22 protein-coding genes are annotated in these 25813 nt (G+C 63.3%); 1 reads left to right on the top strand and 21 read right to left on the bottom strand.

All coding sequences use genetic code 11. The annotated features are described in order from the left end of the window. Positions 1 to 29 precede the first annotated feature (29 nt). The 21 genes from eno to rpsB form a co-directional block, all read right to left on the bottom strand. Positions 30 to 1319 carry a phosphopyruvate hydratase gene (gene eno, locus IB255_RS09365; RefSeq protein WP_081517903.1) on the bottom strand — a complete coding sequence of 430 codons (1290 nt, stop codon included), beginning with the start codon at positions 1317 to 1319 and terminating at the stop codon, positions 30 to 32. Positions 1320 to 1426: 107 nt separating this feature from the next. Then, positions 1427 to 2272, bottom strand: a complete 846-nt coding sequence (gene kdsA / locus IB255_RS09360) for a 3-deoxy-8-phosphooctulonate synthase (protein WP_081517902.1) — start codon at positions 2270 to 2272, stop codon at positions 1427 to 1429. Between the two features lie 2 nt (positions 2273 to 2274). Continuing rightward, positions 2275 to 3903, bottom strand: coding sequence for a CTP synthase (locus IB255_RS09355; protein ID WP_024766069.1), 1629 nt, complete (start codon positions 3901 to 3903; stop codon positions 2275 to 2277). A gap of 171 nt (positions 3904 to 4074) precedes the next feature. Further along, positions 4075 to 5394: a tRNA lysidine(34) synthetase TilS gene (gene tilS / locus IB255_RS09350; protein WP_192210129.1), complete on the bottom strand. Its 1320-nt coding sequence runs from the start codon at positions 5392 to 5394 to the stop codon at positions 4075 to 4077. A 69-nt stretch (positions 5395 to 5463) separates the two neighbouring features. Continuing rightward, the gene (gene accA / locus IB255_RS09345; RefSeq protein ID WP_192210124.1) at positions 5464 to 6414 is read right to left on the bottom strand and encodes an acetyl-CoA carboxylase carboxyl transferase subunit alpha; all 951 of its coding nucleotides are present in this window, start codon (positions 6412 to 6414) and stop codon (positions 5464 to 5466) included. Between the two features lie 123 nt (positions 6415 to 6537). Beyond that, complete coding sequence (dnaE, locus tag IB255_RS09340) at positions 6538 to 10068, bottom strand: DNA polymerase III subunit alpha (protein ID WP_081517899.1); 3531 nt, start codon at positions 10066 to 10068, stop codon at positions 6538 to 6540. Positions 10069 to 10222: 154 nt separating this feature from the next. Further along, positions 10223 to 10834, bottom strand: a complete 612-nt coding sequence (gene rnhB, locus IB255_RS09335; RefSeq protein ID WP_081517898.1) for a ribonuclease HII — start codon at positions 10832 to 10834, stop codon at positions 10223 to 10225. Further along, entirely contained in the window at positions 10834 to 11976 is a 1143-nt protein-coding gene (gene lpxB, locus IB255_RS09330) for a lipid-A-disaccharide synthase (protein WP_081517897.1), read from the bottom strand. Before lpxB ends, rnhB begins: the two co-directional genes overlap by 1 nt. A 2-nt stretch (positions 11977 to 11978) precedes the next feature. Continuing rightward, positions 11979 to 12755, bottom strand: coding sequence for an acyl-ACP--UDP-N-acetylglucosamine O-acyltransferase (gene lpxA / locus IB255_RS09325; protein WP_081517896.1), 777 nt, complete (start codon positions 12753 to 12755; stop codon positions 11979 to 11981). After that, positions 12752 to 13192, bottom strand: coding sequence for a 3-hydroxyacyl-ACP dehydratase FabZ (gene fabZ / locus IB255_RS09320; RefSeq protein WP_081517895.1), 441 nt, complete (start codon positions 13190 to 13192; stop codon positions 12752 to 12754). Before fabZ ends, lpxA begins: the two co-directional genes overlap by 4 nt. Positions 13193 to 13240: 48 nt before the next feature. Further along, entirely contained in the window at positions 13241 to 14302 is a 1062-nt protein-coding gene (gene lpxD / locus IB255_RS09315; RefSeq protein ID WP_081517894.1) for a UDP-3-O-(3-hydroxymyristoyl)glucosamine N-acyltransferase, read from the bottom strand. Continuing rightward, entirely contained in the window at positions 14302 to 14805 is a 504-nt protein-coding gene (locus IB255_RS09310) for an OmpH family outer membrane protein (protein WP_081517893.1), read from the bottom strand. The genes lpxD and IB255_RS09310 overlap by 1 nt, the downstream gene beginning before the upstream one ends. A gap of 48 nt (positions 14806 to 14853) precedes the next feature. Continuing rightward, on the bottom strand, positions 14854 to 17229 hold the full coding sequence (gene bamA, locus IB255_RS09305) for an outer membrane protein assembly factor BamA (protein WP_081517892.1): 2376 nt from the start codon (positions 17227 to 17229) through the stop codon (positions 14854 to 14856). Positions 17230 to 17302: 73 nt separating this feature from the next. Then, positions 17303 to 18655 carry a sigma E protease regulator RseP gene (rseP, locus tag IB255_RS09300; RefSeq protein ID WP_081517891.1) on the bottom strand — a complete coding sequence of 451 codons (1353 nt, stop codon included), beginning with the start codon at positions 18653 to 18655 and terminating at the stop codon, positions 17303 to 17305. A 16-nt stretch (positions 18656 to 18671) separates the two neighbouring features. Further along, positions 18672 to 19862, bottom strand: a complete 1191-nt coding sequence (gene ispC / locus IB255_RS09295) for a 1-deoxy-D-xylulose-5-phosphate reductoisomerase (protein WP_081517890.1) — start codon at positions 19860 to 19862, stop codon at positions 18672 to 18674. Further along, positions 19859 to 20674: a phosphatidate cytidylyltransferase gene (locus tag IB255_RS09290; protein ID WP_081517889.1), complete on the bottom strand. Its 816-nt coding sequence runs from the start codon at positions 20672 to 20674 to the stop codon at positions 19859 to 19861. The genes ispC and IB255_RS09290 overlap by 4 nt, the downstream gene beginning before the upstream one ends. Further along, positions 20668 to 21423 (bottom strand): polyprenyl diphosphate synthase, encoded by a 756-nt coding sequence (gene uppS, locus IB255_RS09285; protein ID WP_081517888.1) that lies wholly within the window; start codon positions 21421 to 21423, stop codon positions 20668 to 20670. The genes IB255_RS09290 and uppS overlap by 7 nt, the downstream gene beginning before the upstream one ends. A gap of 16 nt (positions 21424 to 21439) precedes the next feature. After that, positions 21440 to 21997: a ribosome recycling factor gene (gene frr, locus IB255_RS09280; RefSeq protein WP_081517887.1), complete on the bottom strand. Its 558-nt coding sequence runs from the start codon at positions 21995 to 21997 to the stop codon at positions 21440 to 21442. A gap of 1 nt (position 21998) precedes the next feature. Continuing rightward, complete coding sequence (pyrH, locus tag IB255_RS09275; protein ID WP_017521181.1) at positions 21999 to 22736, bottom strand: UMP kinase; 738 nt, start codon at positions 22734 to 22736, stop codon at positions 21999 to 22001. Between the two features lie 206 nt (positions 22737 to 22942). After that, positions 22943 to 23812 carry a translation elongation factor Ts gene (gene tsf / locus IB255_RS09270; RefSeq protein ID WP_017521180.1) on the bottom strand — a complete coding sequence of 290 codons (870 nt, stop codon included), beginning with the start codon at positions 23810 to 23812 and terminating at the stop codon, positions 22943 to 22945. A 125-nt stretch (positions 23813 to 23937) separates the two neighbouring features. Further along, the gene (gene rpsB, locus IB255_RS09265) at positions 23938 to 24678 is read right to left on the bottom strand and encodes a 30S ribosomal protein S2 (RefSeq protein ID WP_045210003.1); all 741 of its coding nucleotides are present in this window, start codon (positions 24676 to 24678) and stop codon (positions 23938 to 23940) included. Between the two features lie 302 nt (positions 24679 to 24980). On the opposite strand from rpsB, the gene map reads away from it, so the two are divergent. Continuing rightward, positions 24981 to 25778: a type I methionyl aminopeptidase gene (gene map, locus IB255_RS09260; protein WP_225594795.1), complete on the top strand. Its 798-nt coding sequence runs from the start codon at positions 24981 to 24983 to the stop codon at positions 25776 to 25778. The last annotated feature ends 35 nt before the right edge of the window (positions 25779 to 25813 follow it).

Below are 25813 nucleotides of genomic sequence, written 5' to 3'. Positions count from 1 at the left end.
CCCTTTACCGTACCAGACTAGTATCAGGATCAGCCGCGGAATTCCGCGCGACCACGGTACGGCGCCTTGGCGCCCAGTTGCTCTTCGATGCGCAGCAGTTGGTTGTACTTGGAAACGCGGTCGGAGCGGCAGAGGGAACCGGTCTTGATCTGACCAGCGGCAGTGCCGACAGCCAGGTCAGCGATGGTGCTGTCCTCGGTTTCGCCCGAACGGTGCGAGATCACCGCGGTGAAGCCAGCGGCCTTGGCCATCTGGATGGCTTCCAGGGTCTCGGTCAGCGAGCCGATCTGGTTGAACTTGATCAGGATCGAGTTGCCAATCTGCTCGTCGATGCCGCGCTTGAGGATCTTGGTGTTGGTGACGAACAGGTCGTCACCGACCAGCTGTACCTTCTCGCCGATCTTGTCGGTCAGGACTTTCCAGCCAGCCCAGTCGGACTCGTCCATGCCGTCTTCGATGGAGATGATCGGGTAGCGCTGGGTCAGGCCGGCCAGGTAGTCGGCGAAACCTTCGGCGCTGAACACCTTGCCTTCGCCTTCCAGGTCGTACTGGCCGTCCTTGAAGAACTCGGAGGAGGCGCAGTCCAGGGCCAGGGTGACGTCGTCGCCCAGCTTGTAGCCGGCGTTGGCGACAGCTTCGGCGATGGCGGCCAGGGCGTCTTCGTTGGAAGCCAGGTTCGGCGCGAAGCCACCTTCGTCACCTACGGCAGTGTTCAGGCCACGGGCCTTCAGCACGGCCTTGAGGTGATGGAAGATCTCGGCGCCCATGCGCAGCGCGTCGGCGAAGTTCTTGGCGCCAACCGGCTGAACCATGAACTCCTGGATGTCGACGTTGTTATCGGCGTGCTCGCCGCCGTTGATGATGTTCATCATCGGAACCGGCATGGAGTACTGGCCAGGGGTGCCGTTCAGGTCGGCGATGTGCGCGTACAGCGGTACGCCCTTGGCCTGAGCGGCAGCCTTGGCGGCAGCCAGGGAGACGGCCAGGATGGCGTTGGCGCCCAGCTTGCCCTTGTTCTCGGTACCGTCGAGGTCGATCATCGCGTGATCCAGACCTTTCTGGTCAGCCGCGTCCTTGCCCAGCAGCAGGTCGCGGATCGGGCCATTGATGTTGGCCACGGCTTTCAGCACGCCCTTGCCCAGGTAACGGCTCTTGTCGCCATCGCGCAGTTCGAGAGCCTCGCGGGAACCGGTGGATGCACCGGACGGGGCGCAAGCGCTGCCGACGATGCCGTTGTCCAGGATCACGTCCGCTTCAACGGTCGGGTTGCCGCGGGAGTCCAGGACCTCACGGCCCTTGATGTCGACGATCTTTGCCATTCTTGATAACACTCCGAAGATAGAGATAAACGGGGCGGCTGGTGAGACATCAGAACCTGCCCGATGCCCCGCCGAGCTTGACGCTACGGGGCACATCGGGCGGATTCTCAGGCAGTCTCGATAATGGGGAAATTCTTGACCAGGTCGTCCAGCTGCTTGAGCTGGGACAGGAAAGGCTCGAGCTTGTTCAGACGCAGGGCGCACGGACCGTCGCACTTGGCGTTCTCAGGGTCCGGGTGGGCCTCCAGGAACAGGCCGGCGAGGCCCTGGCTCATACCGGCCTTGGCCAGGTCGGTGACCTGGGCGCGGCGGCCGCCGGCGGAATCAGCGCGGCCGCCCGGCATCTGCAGGGCGTGGGTCACGTCGAAGAACACCGGGTACTCGAACTGCTTCATGATGCCGAAGCCGAGCATGTCCACCACCAGGTTGTTGTACCCGAAGGAGGAACCACGCTCGCAGAGGATCAGCTGGTCGTTACCCGCCTCCTCGCATTTGCGCAGGATGTGTTTCATCTCCTGCGGCGCGAGGAATTGGGCCTTCTTGATATTGATCACCGCTTTGGTCCGGGCCATGGCCACGACCAGGTCGGTCTGCCGAGACAGGAAGGCCGGCAACTGGATGATGTCGCAGACCTCGGCCACCGGAGCAGCCTGGTAAGGCTCGTGCACATCAGTGATGACCGGCACGTTGAAGGTCTTCTTGATCTCTTCGAAGATCTTCAGCCCTTCTTCCATGCCCGGACCACGGAACGAGGTGATCGAGGAACGGTTGGCCTTGTCGAAGCTGGCCTTGAACACGTAGGGGATACCGAGCTTCTCGGTGACCTTGACGTACTCTTCGCAGACCTGCATCGCCAGGTCGCGCGACTCCAGCACGTTCATGCCGCCAAACAGCACGAACGGCAGGTCGTTACCGATCTGGATATCACCGACGCGGATGATCTTCTGGGTCATGTTCAGGCTTTCCCGGCTTGCTTCAGGGCGGCGTTGACGAAGCCGCTGAACAGCGGGTGACCATCACGCGGGGTGGAGGTGAATTCCGGGTGGAACTGGCAAGCCACGAACCACGGATGGTCCGGCGCTTCCACGACTTCCACCAGCGCACCGTCGCCGGAGCGGCCGGAAATCTTCAGACCAGCGGCTTCCAGTTGCGGACGCAGGTTGTTGTTCACTTCGTAGCGGTGACGGTGACGCTCGACGATCACTTCCTTGCCGTAGCAGTCGTGCACCAGGGTGCCGGCGGACAGCAGGCATTCCTGGGCGCCCAGGCGCATGGTGCCGCCCAGGTCGGAGGCTTCGGTGCGCACTTCGGTGGCGCCGGTAGCGTCCTGCCATTCGGTGATCAGGCCGACGACCGGGTGGCCGCTGGACTTGTCGAACTCGGTGGAGTTGGCATCGGTCCAGCCCAGCACGTTGCGGGCGTATTCGATGACGGCCACCTGCATGCCCAGGCAGATGCCCAGGTACGGAACCTTGTTCTCGCGAGCGTACTGCACGGCGGTGATCTTGCCTTCCACGCCGCGCAGGCCGAAGCCGCCCGGAACCAGGATGGCGTCGGCGCCTTCGAGCAGGCTGGTGCCCTGCTGCTCGATGTCCTCGGAGTCGATGTAGCGCAGGTTGACCTTGGTGCGGCTCTGGATGCCGGCATGGGTCATGGCTTCGATCAGCGACTTGTAGGCGTCGAGCAGTTCCATGTACTTACCGACCATGGCGATGGTGACTTCACGCTCGGGGTTGAGCTTGGCGTCGACCACGCGGTCCCATTCGGACAGGTCGGCGGGGCCGCACTCCAGGCCGAAGCGCTCGACGACCAGGTCGTCGACGCCCTGGGCGTGCAGGACGGACGGAATGCGGTAGATGGTGTCGACGTCTTCCAGCGAGATGACCGCGCGCTCTTCCACGTTGGTGAAGAGGGCGATCTTGCGGCGGGAGGACACGTCCACCGGATGGTCGGAACGGCAGATCAGGATGTCAGGCTGCAGGCCGATGGAGCGCAGTTCCTTGACCGAGTGCTGGGTCGGCTTGGTCTTGGTCTCGCCAGCGGTGGCGATGTACGGGACCAGCGTCAGGTGCATCAGCATGGCGCGGCGCGAACCGATCTCCACGCGCAGCTGGCGGATAGCCTCAAGGAAGGGTTGCGACTCGATGTCACCGACGGTGCCGCCGACTTCAACCAGGGCCACGTCGGCATCGCCGGCGCCCTTGATGATGCGACGCTTGATCTCGTCGGTGATGTGCGGGATGACCTGCACGGTGGCGCCCAGATAGTCACCACGGCGCTCCTTGCGCAGCACGTCCATGTAGACGCGGCCGGTGGTGAAGTTGTTGTTCTGGGTCATCGTGGTACGAACGAAACGCTCGTAGTGGCCCAGATCGAGGTCGGTCTCAGCGCCGTCGTGGGTGACGAACACCTCACCGTGCTGGAACGGGCTCATGGTGCCCGGATCGACGTTGATGTAGGGGTCCAGCTTGAGCATCGTGATCTTCAGGCCACGCGCTTCCAGAATGGCAGCCAAGGAAGCCGAGGCGATGCCTTTCCCCAATGAAGAAACAACACCACCCGTGACGAAGATGTAGCGCGTCATGAAAAGCCCTGAATGTCAGCGTTTAGGCGGCTCGGCCGCCGGGGAAGCGAAGGTGTCGGGTACAAGACCCGGCTCACGACTTCGTCGTGAAAATAGCGAACTCCCACTGATTCGAAGGCGAATCAACAGGAGCGGTACAAGACGGGAGCGTAGTCTACCGGAAAGCCGCTATCAGCTCAAACCCGAGTCATTCGTCGGAGGTGTCCAGCGCAGAGTCCAGCCCTGCCCCGCCTCCCCCCGCAGGTCCGGCAGCAGGGCTACGCCAAGCAGTTCGTCGGCTCGCCAGAGCAGCGGCAGACGACCACGCAGGAAGGCCGGCACGGCCGCTTCATTGAGCAGGCGTTTGAGGTCGCGGGAGCCTCGACCGGCCAGCAGCATGACCTCCCCACCCTGCCGGTAGCGAACCTCCAGCGGCCCGTTCGGCGGTTCGCCCTCGAAACGCAGCGAGCCGTTGTCCGGCAGCGAAAGCGGCTGCGCCGGATCACGCCAGGCCTGATTCGCCGGTACGAAGCCGAGCCAGGGGTTGGCCAACCACCAGAGCCGGCCATGAGCGCGGCGCAGTTCACCATCGGCGAGGCGCCAGATCGGTTCGGCATCCTCGCGGGCGTCACGCAGGTCCTGCCAGCCAGCCCAGTGCGCGCGGTCGGGCAGACGAGCCAACGGTGCCAGCCAGTGACGCAATGCATTGCGCTGGCGCGGCTCACTCAGCTCCGCCAGCGCGGCGATGGCCAGCGAGGGCAATTGCATGCCGATGTATTCGTTGCGCGCCCCAGCGGAAATCAGGTCGCTTTGTGCCAGCTCGCCCAGCAGCCCGTCGGCTTCCGCCAGGTGCTCGGCGCTGCGGCTGATGGTTTCGACGGCCGCAGGCCAGCGCTCGACGATGCCCGGCAACACCCGGTTGCGCAGGTAGTTGCGGTCGTAATCGTCGCCGGCATTGGACGGGTCCTCCACCCAGGTCAGCCCATGACTGCGGGCGTACCGCTCCAGCTCCGCGCGACTGAAACCCAGCAACGGACGCAGCAGCATTCCAGCGCCAAACGGACGACTGGCCGCCATGGCGGACAGGCCCCGCACCCCGGCGCCGCGGAACAGCCGGAACAGGACGGTTTCCGCCTGATCGTCACGGTGCTGGCCGGTCAACAGGCATTCGCCCTCCCCTAGCGCTGCGGCGAAAGCCGCATACCGCGCCTCGCGCGCCGCGCGCTCCTGGCTGGCGCCGTCATCGACTTGCACGCGCGCCACCTGCATTGGCACGCCAAGGGAGTCGCAGAAACGCTGGCAATGTTCCGGCCAGGCATCAGCGACAGCCTGCAGGCCGTGGTGCACGTGAATGGCGGAAATCGGCGGCAAGACCTCGCAGGCAGCGAGTTGCGCCAGGAGATGCAGGAGAACGGTGGAATCGAGCCCGCCGGACAAGGCGACACGCCACGCCGGCGCGTTGCGCCAGGGCGCGAGAAAAGTCAGCAATCGGGATTGGAAATCAGCAGACATGGCGCAGATCGGCAGGGTCGGGGACGAGGCAAGGATACCTCGTCACCCGCGCTGCGCCGAAGGCGTCGATCAGGCGACGCCGTAGCTCATCAGGCGCTCGTAACGGCGCGCCAGGAGCTCTTCGCTGCTCAGCTGGTTCAGCGTGTCGAGCTGGCCGAGCAGGGACTTGCGGATGGTCTCGGCCATCGCGGCCGGGTCGCGGTGGGCGCTGCCCAGCGGCTCGGGGATGACGCTGTCGACGATACCCAGTTCCTTCAGGCGGTTGGCGGTGATGCCCATGGCTTCGGCCGCTTCCGGCGCCTTCTCGGCAGTACGCCAGAGGATCGAAGCGCAACCTTCGGGCGAGATCACCGCGTAGGTGGAGTACTGCAGCATGTTCAGCTGGTCGCACACGCCGATGGCCAGTGCACCGCCGGAGCCACCCTCGCCGATCACGGTGGCGATGATCGGGGTCTTCAGACGCGCCATGACGCGCAGGTTCCAGGCGATCGCCTCGCTCTGGCCGCGTTCTTCGGCGTCGATGCCCGGGTAGGCGCCGGGAGTGTCGATGAAGGTCAGGATCGGCATCTTGAAGCGTTCGGCCATTTCCATCAGGCGGCAGGCCTTGCGGTAGCCTTCCGGACGCGGCATGCCGAAGTTGCGGCGCACCTTCTCGCGCACTTCGCGGCCCTTCTGGTGGCCGATGATCATCACCGGCTGGTCTTCCAGGCGGGCAACGCCACCGACAATCGCGGCGTCGTCGGAGAAGTGGCGGTCACCGTGCAGCTCTTCGAACTCGGTGAAGATGTGCTCGATGTAGTCCAGCGTATAGGGGCGACGCGGATGGCGCGCGAGCTGGGCGATCTGCCAGCTGGACAGGTTGCCGAAGATATTCTCGGTCAGCGCCTTGCTCTTCTCCTGCAGACGGGAGATTTCGTCGGTGATGTTCAGGGCGTTGTCGTTACCGACCAACCGCAGCTCTTCAATCTTGGCGTGCAGGTCGGCAATGGGCTGTTCGAAATCGAGAAAATTCGGGTTCATGGGCTATCCGTCGTTCTGTTGGCGGCTGGGCCTGGTCCGTAGGCGCCCTACCTTACGGTATCGGGCGCCAAGGGTCGAGACTGGCGGGCGGCCTTTGGCCACCGGCTTCACTAGCGGGCTTCACTAGCGGTAGTTGAGGAAGACGTTGTCGCGGCCGAACTGGTCACGCAACGCTTGAATCAGGTTGTCTGCCGGGTCGATCCGCCACTGCTCGCCGAACTGCAACAGGGCGCGCGCCTGCTCGCCACTGTAGTCGACGGTGACCGGGCAGCTGCCGCGGTGACGGGTGCACAGGTCGGCCAGCCAGCGCAGACGGTCGCCCTTGAGCGCGTCGGCGTGGACGCGCACGCGCAGGCTTTCCGCCAGCGAGGTGCGCGCCTCTTCCAGGCCCATCACGCGCTTGGCGCGCAGGCGCAGGCCGCCGGAGAAATCGTCCTGGCTGACTTCGCCCTCGATCACCACCAGCGCGTCGGTCTGCAGCAGCGCCTGGTTGGCGGCGAAGGCTTCGGCGAACAACGAGGCTTCGATGCGGCCGGAGCGATCGTCCAGGGTCACGAAGCCCATCTTGTCGCCACGCTTGTTCTTCATCACCCGCAGGTTGACGATCAGGCCGGCAACGGTCTGGGTATCACGCGCGGGCTTCAGCTCGACGATGCGCTGGCGGGCAAAACGTCGCACTTCGCCTTCGTACTCGTCGATGGGGTGACCGGTCAGGTACAGGCCGAGGGTGTCTTTCTCGCCCTTCAGGCGCTCCTTGAGGTTGAGCTCCTTGACCTTGCGGTGGTTGGCATAGACATCGGCCTCAGGCTCGGCGAACACGCCGCCGAACAGGTCCATGTGGCCGCTGTCGTGGCTGCGCGAGGTCTGCTCGGCGGCCTTGACGGCTTCTTCCATGGACGCCAGCAGCACGGCGCGGTTGATGTCGACGTGGGCGTGGTAGGCCTTCTGCTCTTCATGGAAGTGCGGGCCGAGGCGATCCAGCGCGCCGGCGCGGATCAGCGCCTCCAGGGTGCGCTTGTTGACGCGCTTGAGGTCGATGCGATCGCAGAAGTCGAACAGGGTCTTGAATGGCCCGCCTTCGTTGCGGCACTCGGTGATAGCTTCCACCGGGCCTTCGCCCACCCCCTTGATCGCGCCCAGGCCGTAGACGATCTGGTTGTCCTCGTCGACGGTGAAGCGGAACTCGGAGTTGTTCACGTCCGGCGCCAGGATGCGCAGCTTCATGTGGCGGCACTCTTCGATGAGCGTCACCACCTTGTCGGTGTTCTGCATATCCGCGGTGAGTACCGCGGCCATGAACGGGGCTTTCCAGTGGGTCTTCAGCCAGGCGGTCTGGTACGACACCAGACCGTAGGCGGCCGAGTGCGACTTGTTGAAGCCGTAGCCGGCGAATTTTTCCACCAGGTCGAAGATGTTGCCCGAGAGGTTTTCGTCGATGCCATTGCTGGAGCAGCCTTCGATGAAGCCGCCGCGCTGCTTGGCCATTTCCTCGGGCTTCTTCTTGCCCATGGCGCGGCGCAGCATGTCCGCGCCACCGAGGCTGTAGCCCGCCATCACCTGGGCGATCTGCATCACCTGTTCCTGGTACAGGATGATGCCGTAGGTCGGCTTGAGCACCGGTTCGAGGCCGGCGTACTGGTAATCCGGGTGCGGGTAGGAGATTTCCTCACGACCGTGCTTACGGTTGATGAAGTCGTCCACCATGCCCGACTGCAGCGGACCGGGACGGAACAGCGCCACCAGTGCGATAAGGTCTTCCAGGCAGTCCGGCTTGAGCTTCTTGATCAGCTCCTTCATACCGCGCGATTCAAGCTGGAAGACCGCAGTGGTTTCCGCCTTCTGCAGCAGGTCGTAGGTCTTCTTGTCGTCCAGCGGAATGCGATCGATGTCGACCAGATCGGTCTCGCCAGCCTTCTGCTGGATGCGATGGATGATTTCCATCGCCCATTTGATGATGGTCAGGGTGCGCAGGCCGAGGAAGTCGAACTTCACCAGACCGGCGGCCTCCACGTCGTCCTTGTCGAACTGGGTCACCAGACCGGCGCCCTCTTCGTCACAGGCGATGGGGGCAAAGTCGGTCAGCTTGGTCGGCGCGATCACCACACCACCGGCGTGTTTGCCGGTACCACGGGTCACACCTTCCAGCTTGAGCGCCATGTCCCAGATTTCCTGGGCTTCCTCGTCGGTCTTGAGGAAGTCGCGGAGCATTTCCTCCTGCTCGAAGGCCTTCTCCAGGGTCATGCCCACTTCGAAGGGAATCATCTTCGACAGCTTGTCGGCCAGGCCGTAGGACTTGCCCTGCACCCGCGCCACGTCGCGCACCACCGCCTTCGCGGCCATGGAACCGAAGGTGATGATCTGGCTCACCGCGTTGCGGCCGTAGGCGCCGGCCACGTAGTCGATCACCCGGTCGCGGCCCTCCATGCAGAAGTCGACGTCGAAGTCGGGCATGGAAATACGTTCGGGGTTCAGGAAGCGTTCGAACAGCAGGTCATAGGCCAGCGGGTCGAGGTCGGTGATCTTCAGCACATAGGCGACCAGCGAACCGGCACCCGAGCCCCGGCCAGGGCCTACCGGCACGCCGTTGTTCTTGGCCCACTTGATGAAGTCCATCACGATCAGGAAGTAGCCGGGGAAGCCCATCTGGATGATGGTGCCCAGCTCGAACTCCAGGCGATCGACGTAGAGCTGCCGCTTCTCTTCGTAGTTCGGCGTGGTGTCCTTCGGCCAAAGCACCGCCAGGCGCTCCTCCAGACCCTCGTAGGAGACATGGCGCAGGTAGTCGTTGATGTCCATGTCATCAAAGGGAATCGGGAAGTTGGGCAGGAAGTACTTGCCCAGCTGCACGTCGATATTGCAGCGCTTGGCGATCTCGACGGAGTTTTCCAGAGCCTCGGGAATGTCGCTGAACAGCTCGGCCATTTCTTCCGGGCTCTTCAGGTACTGCTGGTCGGAATAGCTGCGCGAACGGCGCGGGTCATCCAGGGCACGGCCTTCGCCGATGCATACGCGGGTCTCGTGGGCCTCGAAATCCGCTTCCTTGATGAAGCGCACGTCGTTGGTCGCCACCAGCGGAGCGCCGCTGCGCGCGGACAGGGCCACGGCGGCATGCACGTGTTCTTCGTCGTTGACGCGACTGGTGCGCTGGATATCCAGGTAGAAGCGGTCCGGGAAGACCTCCAGCCACTCAGCCAACAGCGAGTCCGCCAGGGCGTCGTCACCCTCCAGCAACGCCATGCCGATCTCGCCTTCCTTGGAGCCGGACAGCGCGATCAGGCCTTCGGCGGCGTCCTTGACCCACTGCCGCTCGATGATGATCTCGCCGTTGCGCTGGCCTTCCTGCCAGCCACGGGAAATCAGCTCAGTGAGGTTGCGGTAGCCCTTGGCGTTCATCGCCAGCAGGGTCAGGCGGGTCAGAGGGCCGTCCTCGTCGCGGTTGGCCAGCCAGATGTCGGCGCCGCAGATCGGCTTGATCCCGCCACCCATGGCCGTCTTGTAGAACTTCACCAGCGAGCACATGTTGCTCAGGTCGGTCACCGCCACCGCCGGCATGCCCGCCCCACCCACCGCCTTGATCAGCGGCTTGACCCGTACCAGGCCGTCGACCAGGGAGAATTCGGTGTGCAGACGCAGGTGAACGAAGGTGGCGGTCATGGTGGTCCTTGGCAAACGCGAAAAACGGCAAGCCCCGGATTGTACCGGGGCTGTCCGCAAAGCTACAGGGATCAATGGGCCAGCCGTCGCGCCGGGTGTTTGAAGTCACCGGCGGGCCGCTGGCCGCGAGGAATTCCAGAGTAATAACAGGGTGTTACAGGATGCCGGCAGGGTTTTCCAGCAACGCGCGCACCGGCCCGAAGGAGCGACGGTGGATGGGCGTCGGGCCCAGACGCTTTAGCGCCTCCAGGTGCACTGGCGTCGGGTAGCCCTTGTGGCCGCCGATGCCGTAGCCGGGGTACTGCGCTTCCATTTCCTGCATCTCGCGGTCGCGGCTGACCTTGGCCAGGATCGACGCGGCAGCGATGGCCGGCACCTTGGCGTCGCCCTGCACGACTGGCGCGGAAGGCACCTTCAGTTTCGGGCAGCGGTTGCCGTCGATCAGCGCCAGTTTCGGCGTGACGCTGAGGCCTTCCACCGCGCGCTGCATGGCGAGCATGGTGGCGTGAAGGATGTTCAGCTGGTCGATCTCGTGCACATCGGCACGGGCGATGCACCAGGCCAGGGCCTTCTCGCGGATCTCGTCGAACAGCGCTTCGCGGCGCGCTTCGCTGAGCTTCTTCGAGTCGTTGAGGCCCTTGATCGGACGAGCCGGATCGAGGATCACCGCCGCGGTGACCACGGGGCCGCACAGCGGACCACGACCGACTTCGTCGACACCGGCCACCAGTTCTTCCACCAGGGTGAAGTCCAGGCCCATCTGCATCAGCGTTTCTCCACCAGGGCGAGCACCGCTTCGGCGGCCTGCGCGGACGCATCCTGGCGCAGGGCGCGATGGATGGCGTCGAAGGATTCGGTCTGCACACTGCCGTCGTCGAGCAGGGGCAACAAGGTCATGGCCAGCGCCTCTGGAGTCGCCGCATCCTGGATCAGCTCGGGCACCAGCAGGCGGCCGGCCATCAGGTTCGGCAGCGAGATGTACGGACTCTTCACCAGGCGCTTGAGGATGCGGTAGGTCATCGGCGCCACCTTGTAGGCGACGACCATCGGCCGCTTGTACAGCAGAGCTTCCAGCGTGGCGGTGCCGGAGGCGATCAGTACGGCGTCGCAGGCGGCGAACGCTTCGTGGGAAGCTCCGTCGAGCAATTGCACCGGCAGATCGCGACCCGCAAGCATTTCTTCGATCTGCACGCGGCGTTCGGGGCTCGCGCAAGGCAGCACGAAGCGCAGGCCAGGGCGATCCTGGAGCAGGCGCTGGGCGGTATCGAGGAACAACGCGCCGAGCTTGCCGACCTCCCCTCCCCGGCTACCGGGCAGGAGCGCGACGACGCTGGCTTCCTGCGGCAGCCCCAGACGCTCGCGCGCACCGGCGCGGTCGGCTTCCAGCGGAATGGTATTGGCCAGCGGATGCCCGACGAAACGCACCGGCACCGCATGTTCTTCGTAGAAACGCGCCTCGAAGGGGAAAAGCGCGAGCATCAGGTCGCAGGCTTCCTTGATCTTCAGTACACGCTTCTGCCGCCAGGCCCAGACCGAGGGGCTGACGTAGTGCACCGTACGGATGCCCGCGCGGCGCAGCTTCAATTCAAGAGTCAGGTTGAAGTCCGGCGCGTCGATGCCGATGAACACGTCCGGTTTGGCCGCGATCAGCATCTTCAGCAGGTCCTTGCGCCGGCGCAGCAGTTCGCGCAGGCGACCCAGCACCTCAACCAGGCCCATGACGGCCAGGCGCTCCATCGGGAAATGCGACCGCAGCCCTTCGGCCTGCATGCGCGGGCCTCCGACGCCGATGAACTCGATGTCGGGGTGGCGCTGCTTGAGCGCCTGCATGAGGCCGGAGCCGAGGATATCGCCGGACGCCTCGCCCGCGACCAGGGCGACGCGCAGCTTGCGTGCGGTCGATTGCATGGTCAGCGGGTGATGCCGCGGGTGGAGCTCTGGATGGAGTCGCGGAACACCGCGACTTCCGGGAACTGCTCGGAGACTTCGGCCAGTTCGGCCAGCGCCTCGTCCACCGTCAGGCCCTGGCGGTAGACCACCTTGTAGGCACGGCGCAGCGCCTGGATCGATTCGGCGCTGAAACCACGACGGCGCAGGCCCTCGAAGTTCATGCTGCGGGCCTCGGCGGGGTTGCCGAAGACCGTGACATAGGCCGGAACGTCCTTACCGATGGTGGTGCCCATGCCGGAGAAGGCGTGCGCGCCAATGCGGCAGAACTGATGCACCAGGGTGTAGCCGGAGAGGATCGCCCAGTCATCCACATGCACATGCCCCGCCAGCGCGGTGTTGTTCACGAGGATGCAATGGTTGCCGATCACACTGTCGTGGCCGATGTGCACATAGGCCATGAGCAGGTTGTGATCGCCGATGGTGGTTTCCGAGCGATCCTGGATGGTGCCGCGATGAATGGTCACACCTTCGCGGATCACATTGTTGTCACCGATCACCAGGCGAGTCGGTTCGCCCTTGTACTTCAGGTCGGGGGTATCTTCACCCACGCTGGAGAACTGGAAAATCCGATTGTGCTTACCGATCTTCGTGGGGCCTTTGACCACCACGTGCGGACCGATCACCGTACCTTCGCCGATCTCCACATCCGGCCCGACCATGGACCAGGGGCCCACTTCTACGTCGTCAGCCAGCTTTGCGCGCGGGTCGATGATGGCGCGAGGATCGATCAAACTCATAGTTTGCGTTCCGCACAGATGATTTCGGCCGAGCATACCGGCTTGTCATCGACGGTGGCATGGCAATCGAACTTCCAGATGCCACGCTTGACGCTCAGGAACTGGGCGTTGAGCTGCAACTGGTCGCCCGGCAGCACCGGCTGGCGGAAGCGCAGCTTGTCGGAGCCGACGAAGTAATACAGGGTGCCGTCGGCCGGCTTCACGTCGAGCATCTTGAAACCGAGGATGCCGGCCGCCTGGGCCATGGCCTCGATGATCAGCACGCCCGGCATGATCGGATGCTGCGGGAAGTGGCCATTGAAGAACGGCTCGTTGATGCTGACATTCTTGTAGGCGCGAATGCGCTTGCCTTCGATGTCCAGCTCGACCACCCGATCCACCAGCAGGAAGGGGTAGCGATGAGGCAGGTATTCGCGAATCTCGTTGATGTCCATCATGTTCAGGGGAGCCTGTTCAGAAAAGGGAAACGCCAAAAAATGCGTGGATCACGCATCTGATGGAGCGTCTCCGCTTGGGGTCACGGCGGCCACGCGCTTTTCCAGCTGCTGCAGACGACGGGCCATGTCATCCAGCTGACGAATGCGCGCGGCACTCTTCTTCCATTCAGCCGCAGGCTGCATGGCGGTACCGGACGAGTAGGAGCCCGGTTCGGTGATCGAACGGGTCACCATGGTCATCCCGGTGACGAAGACGTTGTCACAAATCTCGATGTGGCCGACCAGGCCGACACCGCCAGCAAGCATGCAGTGCTTGCCGATCTTGGCGCTGCCGGAAATCCCGCAGCAGCCGGCCATGGCAGTGTGATCACCGATCTGCACGTTGTGGGCGATCATGATCTGGTTGTCCAGCTTCACGCCATTGCCCACCAGGGTATCGGACAGCGCACCACGGTCGATGGTGGTGTTGGCGCCGATCTCGACGTCGTCACCCAGGGTCACGCCGCCAATCTGGGCGATCTTCTGCCAGATGCCCTTGTGGTTGGCGAAGCCGAAGCCCTCACCCCCCAGCACGGCGCCGGACTGGATCACCACGCGCTTGCCAATGCGCACGTCGTGGTAGAGCGTCACGCGGGGCGCAAGCCAACCACCGTCGCCAACCACGCTGCGCGCACCGACGAAGCAGTGGGCACCGATGGTGACGTTGGCACCGATCTGCGCACCGGCCTCGATCACGGCATAGGGGCCGACACTGGCGCTCGCGTCGACCTGCGCACCTTCATCGACCACCGCAGTGGGATGAATGCCGACCGGCGCCTTGGGCTTGCGGTCGAACTGGTGGGAAAGGCCGGCATAGGCCAGGTAGGGATTGGGGACGATCAGCGCGTTGCCGGTAAAGCCCTCGGCGTCAGCAGCAGTCAGCAAAATGGCGCTGGCCTGGCTGCCTTCGAGGAACTTGCGGTACTGCGGATTGGCCAGGAAGCTCAGCTGACCGGCGCCTGCGTCCTGCAGGGTAGCCAGCCCGCTGATCACCTGAGCGGGATCGCCGCGCAACTCGGCATCGAGTTGCGCAGCCAGTTCGGCGAGGGTAAAGGACAGCTCGGTCATCATCAGCGCAGTTGGTTCATGCGCTCGATGACTTGGCGGGTGATGTCGTACTGCGGCTTGACGTCGACCACGGCACCACGCTCGACCACGAGGTCATAACCACCTTTTTTGATGGTTTCCTCGACGGCCTGGTCCAGCTTCGGCTTGAGCTTCTTCAGCATGTCGCGGTCGGCGACGGCCTTGGCTTCGTTCAGCTCCTTGGACTGGAACTGGAAGTCACGGGCCTTCTGCTTGAAGTCACCTTCGGCCTTGTCGCGCTCGGAAGCGGACATCTTGCTGCCGCCGTTGACCAGCTTGTCCTGCAGGGCCTTGGCATCGGTTTCCAGGGCCTTGAGCTTGGTCAGCTGGGGACCGAACTTCTTCTCGGCATCCACGGCGTACTGCTTGGCCGCATCCGACTCGAGGAGTGCCATCTGATAGTTGAGCACCGCGATCTTCATGTCGGCGAACGCGGGGCTCGCTGCCAGGGCGGCGGTGATCAGGACGAACTGGGTCAACTTACGCACAATGCACTCCTGCACAAAGCATGGTTGTCATTACAACGATACGGCCAATTAGAAGGTCTGCCCGAGGGAGAACTGGAAGATCTGGGTTTCGGCGTTATCCGGTTTCTTGATCGGAGTCGCCAGACTGAAGCTCAGCGGGCCCAGAGCGGTGATCCAGGTCAGACCGACACCCGCGGACATCGCCATGTCCTGGAACTTGACGCCGTCACAGCCCTGGGTGGTGGAGATCGGGCAATCGGTGTCGAACACGTTACCGATGTCATAGAACAGCACGGTACGCAGTTGGCGCTGATCCTTCACGAACGGCAGCGGGAACAGCAGTTCGGCGCCACCGGTGATCAGGATGTTACCACCGAAGGCTTCCGGATCCTGATCCGGGTCGGTGTAGCGGCCATCCGCGTCAGGACCGTCGCCGTTGCTGCGCGCCTTGCTCGGAGTACTGCGCGGACCAAGGGAGCTGTCCTTGAAGCCACGCACCGAGTTGAAGCCACCGGCGTAGTAGTTCTCGTAGAACGGCAGGCGATCGGTGTCGCCGTAAGCGCCGCCGTAACCGAGTTCGGTATGGAAGCGCATGGTGTAGTTTTCGGTGAGCGGCGCGAAAATCTGGCCACGGTAGTCGAGCTTGTAGAACGACAGGTCGCTGCCCGGAATAGTGGTTTCCAGCACCAGGCTCTGCGAGTGACCGCGGTTCGCCAGCACGCCCTTGTTCAGGGTCGACTCGGACCAGCCGATGGACGCCTTGAAGTTGGTGAAGCTGTCGCCTTCCTTCTCGATGAAGTCGAAGATCTCGTCGACGGTATAGGCGCCAGTGTCGATGTCGTCGCGCTGCACGGTCAGGCCGTAGGTCAGGCGCGAGGTCTCACTGATCGGGTAGCCGATGCTGACGCCGGCACCCAGGCTGTTCACCGAGTAGCTGGAAACGTCGACATCGAGCTCGTCGTAGTCGGTCTTGCGGTAGAAGGCGTTGTAACCCAGGCTCACGCCGTCGACGGTCCAGTAGGGGTCGACGAAGCCGAAGTTGTAGCGGGTCTGGTAGTCGGACTTGGTCAGGCCGATGCTGACCTTGTTACCGGTACCCAGGAAGTTGTTCTGGCTGATCGAGCCGCCGAGGATCAGACCGGCGCTCTGGGCGAAGCCCACGCTCGCGGTGATCGAGCCGGACGGTTGCTCTTCCACGCTGTAGTTGACGTCGACCTGGTCGTCGGTGCCCGGAACGGCCGGGGTTTCGACGTTGACTTCCTTGAAGTAGCCCAGGCGCTCGAGACGCTGCTTGGACTGGTCGATCAGGTAGGTCGAGGCCCAGCCGCCTTCCATCTGGCGCATTTCGCGACGGAGTACTTCGTCCTCGGTCTTGGTGTTGCCACGGAAGTTGATGCGGTTGACGTAGGCGCGCTTGCCCGGATCGACCACGTAGGTGATCGATACGGTCTTGTTCTCGTCGTTCGGCTCGGGAACGCCGTTGACGTTGGCGAAGGTGTAACCCTCGTTACCCAGGCGACGGGTGATCAGGTCGGAGGTGGTGGTCATCACCTTGCGGGAGAACACCTGGCCCTTCTTCACCAGCAGGAGCTTCTTCACTTCGTCTTCCGGCACTTTCAGGTCGCCGGAGAGCTTCACGTCGCTGACGGTGTACTTCTCGCCTTCGTTGACGTTGACGGTGATATAGACGTGCTTCTTGTCCGGGGTGATGGACACCTGGGTGGAGGCGATATCCATGTGGATGTAGCCGCGGTCCAGGTAGTAGGAGCGCAGACGCTCCAGGTCGCCGGAGAGCTTCTCGCGGGAGTACTTGTCGTCGTTCTTGAAGAAGGACAGCCAGTTGGTGGTCTTCAGCTCGAACAGGTCGGTCAGGTCTTCCTCGGAGAAGACGGTGTTGCCCACCACGTTGACATGGGCGATGGCCGCCACGGTGCCTTCGTTGATGTTGATCTTCAGCGCGACGCGGTTGCGCGGCTGCGGCACGACTTCGGTCTCGATCTCGGCGGAGTAGCGGCCCTGGGCCACGTACTGGCGCTGCAGCTCGTTGCGCACGCCCTCGAGGGTCGCACGCTGGAAGATTTCGCCTTCGGAGAGGCCGGACTGCTTCAGACCCTTCATCAGGTCTTCGGTGGTGATGGCCTTGTTGCCCTCGATCTCGATGCTGGAGATGGACGGACGCTCGACCACATTGACGATCAGCACATTGCCATCACGGCTGAGCTGAATGTCCTGGAAGAAGCCGGTCTTGAACAGCGAGCGGGTCGCTTCGACCAGGCGGCGATCGTCGATCTGCTCGCCGACGTTCAGCGGCAGGGCCGCGAACACGCTGCCGGCAGACACGCGCTGCAGGCCGTTGACCCGGATATCGGAAACAGTGAAGGACTCGGCGTGAACCTGGGCGATCATCAGCGCGGAAAGGGCCGCGGGAAGCAGAAAGCGTTTCATGGAGTCCTTTTATTCCAACTGACAAATAGAGAATCTGCCGCAAAGGGCGGCAGATCCGAAAACCAACGGGCGGTTACAGTCGACTCAGATCGTTGACCAGGGCCAACAACATGACCCCGACTACCAGGCTGATGCCAATCTGCATCCCCCAAGCCTGGACCCGCTCCGACAGTGGGCGACCTCGCACCCACTCGACCATGTAGAACAGCAGATGCCCGCCATCGAGGACGGGAATCGGCAACAGGTTGAGAACCCCCAAGCTGATGCTCAGATAGGCGAGGAAATGCAGAAAATCCCCTACGCCGGACTGGGCTGAAGCGCCCGCCACTTTAGCAATGGTTATCGGCCCGCTCAAGTTTTTTACCGAGAGCTGCCCGAGCACCATTTTCTTTAGAGAATCCAGAGTTAGCAGGCTCATGGACCAGGTTCGGGAGAGCGCCTGCCCCACCGCAGCCACCGGCCCATAGCTCACTTCGCGGAGCATTTCCGGCGGCCACTGACCACCGGCGACACCCGCGCCCAGGTAGCCGGTACGGGCCTTGCCCTCCCCTTTGGCCGCCAGGGTCAGGGCAAGCTCCTCGCGCTGGCCTGCGCGCTCGATGCCGAGCGTCACCTTGCTTTCAGGCATGGCGCGGACACGCGAGACCACTTCCTGCCAATCCGTGACCGACTGACCATCCAGACTGACGAGCCGGTCACCAATCTGCAGGCCGGCAGCCTTGGCAGGTCCTTTTTCATCCAGTTCAGCGATCACCGGTGCGACAGCGGGTCGCCAGGGCTGGATTCCCAAACCACCGATGGGGTCGGGATTGTCTTCGTTCTTCAGCCAGGAACTGATGCGCACCTGGTGCACGGCCGGAGCACTCGAACCCTGCTCCAGCACCGAAACGCTCAGCTCGCCGGTTTCACCGAGACGGCGCACCAGCTGCAGGTTGACGCCGCTCCAGCCATCGACGGCCTCACCGTCCACCGCAACGACTTCCTGGCCGGACGCCAGACCGGCGATGGCCGCGGGACTGTTCGCCACCACGGAACCGATGATCGGCTTGATCTGCTGACTGCCCAGCATGGCCAGGACCCAGAAGAACAGGATGGCCAGCAGGAAGTTGGCAATCGGCCCCGCCGCAACGATGGCGATGCGCTGGAATACGGTCTTGCGATTGAAGGCGCGGTCGAGCAGCTCGGCGGGAACATCGCCTTCCCGCTCATCGAGCATCTTCACGTAGCCGCCCAGCGGAATGGCAGCGACAACGAACTCGGTGCCCTGGCGATCTTGCCAGCGCACCAGCGGCGTGCCGAAGCCCACGGAGAAGCGCAGGACCTTGACCCCGCAGCGGCGGGCGACCCAGAAGTGTCCGAACTCGTGGAAGGTGACCAGTACGCCCAGGGCGACAATCAGTCCCACCACCATATAAAGGGCGCTCATCGCTACCTCCTCGGGCTCAATGCCCGCGCTCCTGCAACCACGCCTGTGCGGCGCCGCGTGCACGCTGGTCGGCCGCCAGCACCGCATCGAGCGATTCGACCGGTGTGTGCGCCTCGCGGTTCAGCACTTCGTCGATGATAACCGGGATATCCGTGAAGCGGATGCGCCGCTCGAGGAACGCCGCGACGGCCACCTCGTTCGCCGCATTGAGCATCGCCGGCACGCTACCACCCGCCTCGGCGGCCTGCCGCGCCAGGCGCAGACAGGGGAAACGCTGCTCATCGGGCGCACTGAAGTCCAGGCGAGCGATGGAGAACAGGTCCAGCGGCGAGACACCGGAGTCGATTCGCTGCGGCCAGGCCAGGGCGTGGGCGATGGGGGTCCGCATATCCGGATTGCCCAACTGTGCGAGCACCGAGCCATCGACGTAGTCCACCAGGGAGTGGATCACGCTCTGAGGGTGGATAACCACCTCGACCTTTGACGGCGCGGCATCGAACAGCCAGCAAGCCTCGATCAGCTCCAGGCCCTTATTCATCATGCTGGCCGAATCGACGGAAATCTTCCGCCCCATCGACCAGTTGGGGTGTGCGCAAGCCTGCTCCGGGGAAACCCGGGCCAACTGCTCCAGCGGCGTTTCGCGGAACGGGCCACCCGAGGCCGTCAGCAGGATACGACGAACACCGACCTCACCCAGGCCGCGAGCGTAGTCCGCCGGCATGCACTGGAAGATCGCATTGTGCTCGCTGTCGATGGGCAGCAGGACGGCGCCGCTGGCTCGCACCGCATCCATGAACAGGGCGCCGGACATCACCAACGCTTCTTTATTGGCCAGCAAGACCCGCTTGCCAGCCTCGACGGCTGCCAGAGTAGGTTTCAGACCCGCAGCGCCAACGATGGCCGCCATCACCGCGTCCACTTCCGGATGAGCGGAAATCTCGCAAAGACCGGCCTCGCCGACCAGCACCCGGACCTCGAGCCCCGCAGAGCCCAGGCGATCCTGCAAGGCACGCGCCTGCTCAGCCTCCGGCACGACGACGAAGCGCGGCTGGTGGCGCAGGCAAAGCGCCTCGAGCTCAGCCAGGCGGGAAAAGCCGCTGAGCGCGAAGACGCGGTAACGATCAGGATGACGCCCGATGACGTCGAGGGTACTGAGGCCGATCGACCCGGTCGCCCCCAGCACGGTAATCCACTGCGGATGACTCACGGCGTACCCCAGCCCACGGCCCAGAGCAGCGCAGTGAACACCGGGATGGCTGCGGTCAGGCTGTCGATGCGGTCCAGCACGCCACCATGCCCCGGCAGCAGGTTGCTGCTGTCCTTGAGCCCGGACTGGCGCTTGAACATGCTTTCGGTCAGGTCACCGATGACCGACAAGGCCACCACGATGGCCGCACACGGCAGCGCCAGCAGCAGTTCACGCACAGTCCAGTCACGGTAGATAGCGACAGCAACGGTGATCACCAGGCACAGCGCCATGCCGCCGAAGAAGCCTTCCCAGCTCTTGCCCGGGCTGACGCGGGGGGCGAGCTTGCGCTTGCCGAAGGCCTTGCCGGAGAAGTAGGCGCCGATGTCGGCAGCCCAGACCAGCACCATCACGGCAACGATCAGCCAGTTGGACAGCGGCCATTGCTTGAGCAACACCAGCCCTTGCCAGGCCGGCAGCAGGATCAGCAGGCCGATCAGCAGGCGGCGCCAACGGCCGCCCCAGCTCGACGCGCTATCCGGATAGGTCAGCACCATGACGGTCGCGAGCGCCCACCAGAGCAGTGCCAGTACCAGGACTGCACCTGCCAGCTGCGGCAACCAGGCCAATACCAGCATCAGAACGGCCACCACGGCGGCATAGCCGACGCGGGCGGGTTGTTCGTTGTAGCCCGCCAGCCGCGCCCATTCCCAGGCACCCAGGCTGACCACCAGACCGATGAACAGCGAGAAGGCCGCACCATCGAGCAGGAAGAAACCACCCAGCGCGATCGGCAACAGGATCAGCGCCGTGATGATTCGTTGTTTCAACATTTCGGGGGCGCCTCGGCCTCGACCTGCTCACTGGTCTTGCCGAAACGGCGCTGACGAGAGGCGTAGTCCTGCAACGCAGCCTGCATGGCTTCGTGCTTGAAGTCGGGCCAGTAGAGATCGGAGAAATACAGCTCGGCATAAGCCAGCTGCCAGAGGAGGAAGTTGCTGATGCGGTGCTCGCCGCCGGTGCGGATGCACAGGTCGGGTAGAGGCTGGTCGCCCGTGGTGAGACAACCCTGGATCAGCTCCGGGGTGATCTCTTCCGCCGCCAGATGACCGGCTTGCACTTCACGGGCGAGACGCTGCGCAGCCTGGGTGATGTCCCACTGGCCGCCATAGTTTGCTGCCACCTGCAGGAGCATGCTGCCGCCATTGGCGGTGAGCGCCTCAGCCTCGCGCATCGCCGCCTGCAATTCAGGAGCAAAGCGACTGCGGTCGCCGATGATGCGCAGGCGGATGCCGTTGGCACTGAGCTTGCGTACCTCACGGCGCAGGGCCATGAGGAACAGCTCCATCAGCGCGCCAACCTCTTCCGCCGGGCGCTGCCAGTTCTCGCTGGAGAAGGCGAACAGCGTCAGCACCTCGACGCCCGCCTCGGCGCAGGTCTTGATGACTGCACGAACGGCATCCACGCCAGCTTTGTGCCCGGCAACGCCGGGCATGAAACGTTTCTTTGCCCAGCGGTTGTTGCCGTCCATGATGATCGCCACGTGCCGAGGCACGGGCGTCACCTGCTTGGTCTTTTCCATGACGAGAGCCCGGCCGTCAAACGGCCATCAGGTCCGCTTCCTTGGCCTCGAGGGCCTTTTCGATGTCGGCGACGAACTTGTCGGTGATCTTCTGCACATCGTCACCAGCGCGGCGCTCTTCGTCCTCGCTGATTTCCTTCTCTTTCTGCAGATCCTTCAGCTGTGCCAGTGCGTCGCGACGGATGTTGCGCACGGAAACACGCGCCTGCTCGGCCTCGGCGCGAGCCTGCTTGGTGAAGCCCTTGCGGGTCTCCTCGGTCAGCGCCGGCATCGGTACGCGAATGGTGGTACCGGCGGTCGCGGGGTTCAGGCCCAGGTCGGAGGTCATGATGGCCTTCTCGACCGCCTGGATCATGCTCTTGTCGAACACGCTCAGAGCCAGGGTACGGGAGTCTTCCACGGTGACGTTGGCCACTTGGCGCAGCGGAGTGTCGGAACCGTAGTAGGACACCATCACGCTATCCAGGATGCTCGGGTGCGCACGGCCGGTACGAATCTTGGCGAAGGCATGGCCCAGGGCTTCCAGGGTTTTGCCCATACGATCCTGCGCTTCCTTCTTGATCTCGTTGATCATCTCAATCCTCCTCGATCAGGGTGCCTTCAGCACCACCTACAACAATATTCAGCAGCGCGCCGGGCTTGTTCATGTTGAACACGCGCAGCGGCATTTTCTGGTCCCGGCACAGGCAGATGGCGGTGAGGTCCATCACACCCAGCTTGCGATCGAGCACTTCATCGTACGTCAGACGTTCGAACTTCTCGGCATTCGGGTCCTTGAACGGGTCGGCAGTGTACACGCCGTCCACCTTGGTCGCCTTGAGTACTACGTCAGCATCTATTTCGATGGCACGCAGGCAGGCGGCGGAATCGGTGGTGAAGAACGGGTTGCCGGTACCGGCGGAGAAGATCACCACTTCGCCACTCTTCAGGTGACGCATGGCCTTGCGGCGGTCGTAGTGATCGGTCACGCCGACCATGGAAATGGCGGACATGACGATGGCGGTGATGTTGGAGCGCTCCAGGGCATCACGCATGGCCAGGCCGTTCATCACGGTGGCGAGCATGCCCATGTGGTCGCCGGTGACGCGATCCATGCCGGCCGCGGACAGCGCCGCGCCACGGAACAGGTTGCCACCACCGATCACCAGGCCGACCTGCACGCCGATACCGACGAGCTGGCCGATCTCCAGCGCCATGCGGTCCAGCACCTTGGGATCGATGCCGAACTCCTCGGAGCCCATCAGGGCTTCGCCGCTCAGTTTTAGAAGAATGCGTTTATAGCGAGGTTGACGAGCGCTCAGCTGCTGAGCCATGACCTTTTTCTCCTGCGGCGATTGAATGCTGTGCGCCTTGTGGGCGCTTGGCGGAAAGCTTGGACCAGCCAGCCTTACGGCGCTCTTAAACCCGCCTTGCGGGCCCGCGCCGTGGAAACCGCCCCTTTTGGTTTCCCCAGTTTGGCAAAGAGGCCGCGCGCGTTAGCGGGCAGCCTCTTGCGGGGCGACAGTCGTGAGACTGTCTATTACTGCTTGGAAGCGGCTACTTGAGCAGCAACCTCGGCAGCAAAGTCAGCTTCGACTTTCTCGATGCCTTCGCCTACTTCGAAGCGAACGAAGGAAACGATTTCGGCGCCGGCTTTCTTGGCCAGGTCACCAACCTTGACTTCCGGATCCTTGACGAACGCTTGTTCGACCAAGCTGGCTTCGGCCAGGAACTTCGAGATACGGCCTTTGACCATGTTCTCGACGATGTTTTCCGGCTTGCCAGCGATCTTGTCGGCGTTCAGAGCGAGGAAGATTTCCTTCTCTTTGGCCACGGCTTCTTCGGAAACCTGCGACGGATCGAGGAACTGCGGGTTGCTGGCAGCGACGTGCATGGCGATGTCGCGAGCCAGTTCAGCGTTGCCGCCCTTCAGGGTGACCAGAACGCCGATGCGGTGGCCGTGCAGGTAGGCGCCAACCACTTCGCCTTCGGTACGAGCCAGGCGACGGATGTTGACGTTCTCGCCGCACTTGGCGACCAGAGCTTCACGGGCCGGCTCTTGTTCCGCGATCAGCGGAGCAGCATCGGTCAGCTTCTGGGCAACCGCCTTGTCCAGGCTGGCAGCGACGAAGTTCTTGAAGTCGTCCTGCAGGGCCAGGAAGTCGGTCTGCGAGTTGACTTCGATGATGGTGGCCGATTTGCCGTCGTCAGCCACTTTGGCGGCGATGGCGCCTTCGGCGGCGATGTTGCCAGCCTTCTTGGCAGCCTTGATGGCGCCCGAAGCGCGCATGTCGTCGATGGCCTTCTCGATATCGCCTTCGGCGGCTACCAGTGCCTTCTTGCACTCCATCATGCCCTGGCCGGTACGCTCACGCAGTTCCTTGACCAGTGCTGCAGTAATTTCTGCCATTTCGAAATCCTCTTGAGTTGTTCTCAAAACCAGATCGCCCGGATACCCGGGCGGAATTCTCAGGGTGGCAAAAAGGGGGCCTAGCCCCCTTCCTGCTCACCGTAGGACGTCTGGACGTCCTGGAATCAGCCTTCGGCGGATTCGGCCGGTGCTTCTTCGACGAACTCGTCAGCAGTCACGCCGCCGGCATTCTTGCCGCGCAGGACGGCTTCAGCCATCGAGCCCAGGTACAGCTGCACGGCGCGGATGGCGTCGTCGTTACCCGGGATAACATAGTCAACGCCTTCCGGGCTGCTGTTGGTATCGACGATGCCGATAACCGGGATGCCCAGCTTGTTGGCTTCGGTGATAGCAATGCGCTCGTGGTCAACGTCGATCACGAACAGAGCGTCCGGCAGGCCGCCCATGTCCTTGATGCCGCCCAGGCTGCGATCCAGTTTTTCCAGATCACGGGAGCGCATCAGAGCTTCTTTCTTGGTCAGTTTGGCGAAGGTGCCGTCCTGGGACTGCACTTCCAGCTCGCGCAGACGCTTGATCGACTGACGGATGGTCTTGTAGTTGGTGAGCATGCCGCCCAGCCAACGGTGGTCGACGTACGGCATGCCGCAACGGGCAGCTTCTTCGCGAACGATCTTGCCGGCGGAACGCTTGGTGCCGACGAACAGGATCTTGTTCTTGCCCTGGGCCAGGCGCTCAACGAAGGTCAGGGCCTCGTTGAACATCGGCAGGGTTTTTTCGAGGTTGATGATGTGGATCTTGTTACGCGCGCCGAAAATGAACTTGCCCATTTTCGGGTTCCAGTAACGGGTCTGGTGGCCGAAGTGCACACCGGCCTTCAGCATATCGCGCATATTGACTTGGGACATGATAGTTCCTCGATAAGTCGGGTTAGGCCTCCATGCATCCCAACGGCCAACCGTCCGACTGTGTCGAAAGGCACCCAGGCCATCGTGTCGATGCATGTGTGGGTTAATGCCCCGAAATGGCCGTAGCCTTCAGAGCGGGGCGCTTTATACCACAACCATGGCCAGAACAAAACCCGAAAGGACGCCCGGCACCTCTCCCGCCGCCTCGCCTGAGCAGCCCCTCGGCCGCCTGCCCTTAATAGAAAGGCGCCAAATCTGATAGACTTGCGTATTCCTCTCATTTACCCGCGCGTACGCAGCGCCTGAAGAGAAGTCGCATGACCGTCACCATCAAGACGCCCGAAGACATCGAGAAAATGCGCGTCGCCGGCCGTCTGGCCGCCGAAGTGCTGGAAATGATCGGCGAACACGTCAAGCCCGGCGTCACCACCGACGAACTGGACCGCATCTGCCACGACTACATCGTCAATGTGCAGAAGGCCATTCCCGCGCCGCTGAACTACAAGGGCTTCCCCAAGTCCATCTGCACCTCGATCAACCACGTGGTGTGCCACGGCATCCCCAACGAGAAGCCGCTCAAGGAAGGTGACATCGTCAATATCGACGTCACTGTGATCAAGGACGGCTACCACGGCGACACCAGCAAGATGTTCTCCGTGGGCAAGACCCCGGAATGGGCAGATCGCCTGTGCCAGATCACCCAGGAATGCATGTACAAGGGCATCGACGTGGTCAAGCCGGGCGCGCGCCTGGGTGACATCGGCGAAGTGATCCAGAAGTACGCCGAGAAGAACGGCTTCTCCGTGGTGCGCGAGTACTGCGGCCACGGCATCGGCCAGGTGTTCCACGAAGAGCCTCAGGTGCTGCATTACGGCCGCGCCGGCACCGGCCTGGAGCTCAAGGAAGGCATGATCTTCACCATCGAGCCGATGATCAACCAGGGCCGCCCGGAAACCCGTTTGCTGGGCGACGGCTGGACCGCCATCACCAAGGACCGCAAGCTGTCCGCACAGTGGGAGCACACCGTGCTGGTCACCGCCGACGGCTACGAGATCCTGACCCTGCGTAACGACGAAAGCTTCCCGCGCACCTCGGCCTGAGGCGCGGTTTGCAATCTCGCCGACGGCTGGGTAGA

The organism is Pseudomonas sp. PDM22, assembly GCF_014851965.1.
In the GTDB taxonomy this organism is placed as follows: domain Bacteria; phylum Pseudomonadota; class Gammaproteobacteria; order Pseudomonadales; family Pseudomonadaceae; genus Pseudomonas.
This window is presented reverse-complemented; position numbering and strand designations above follow the sequence as displayed.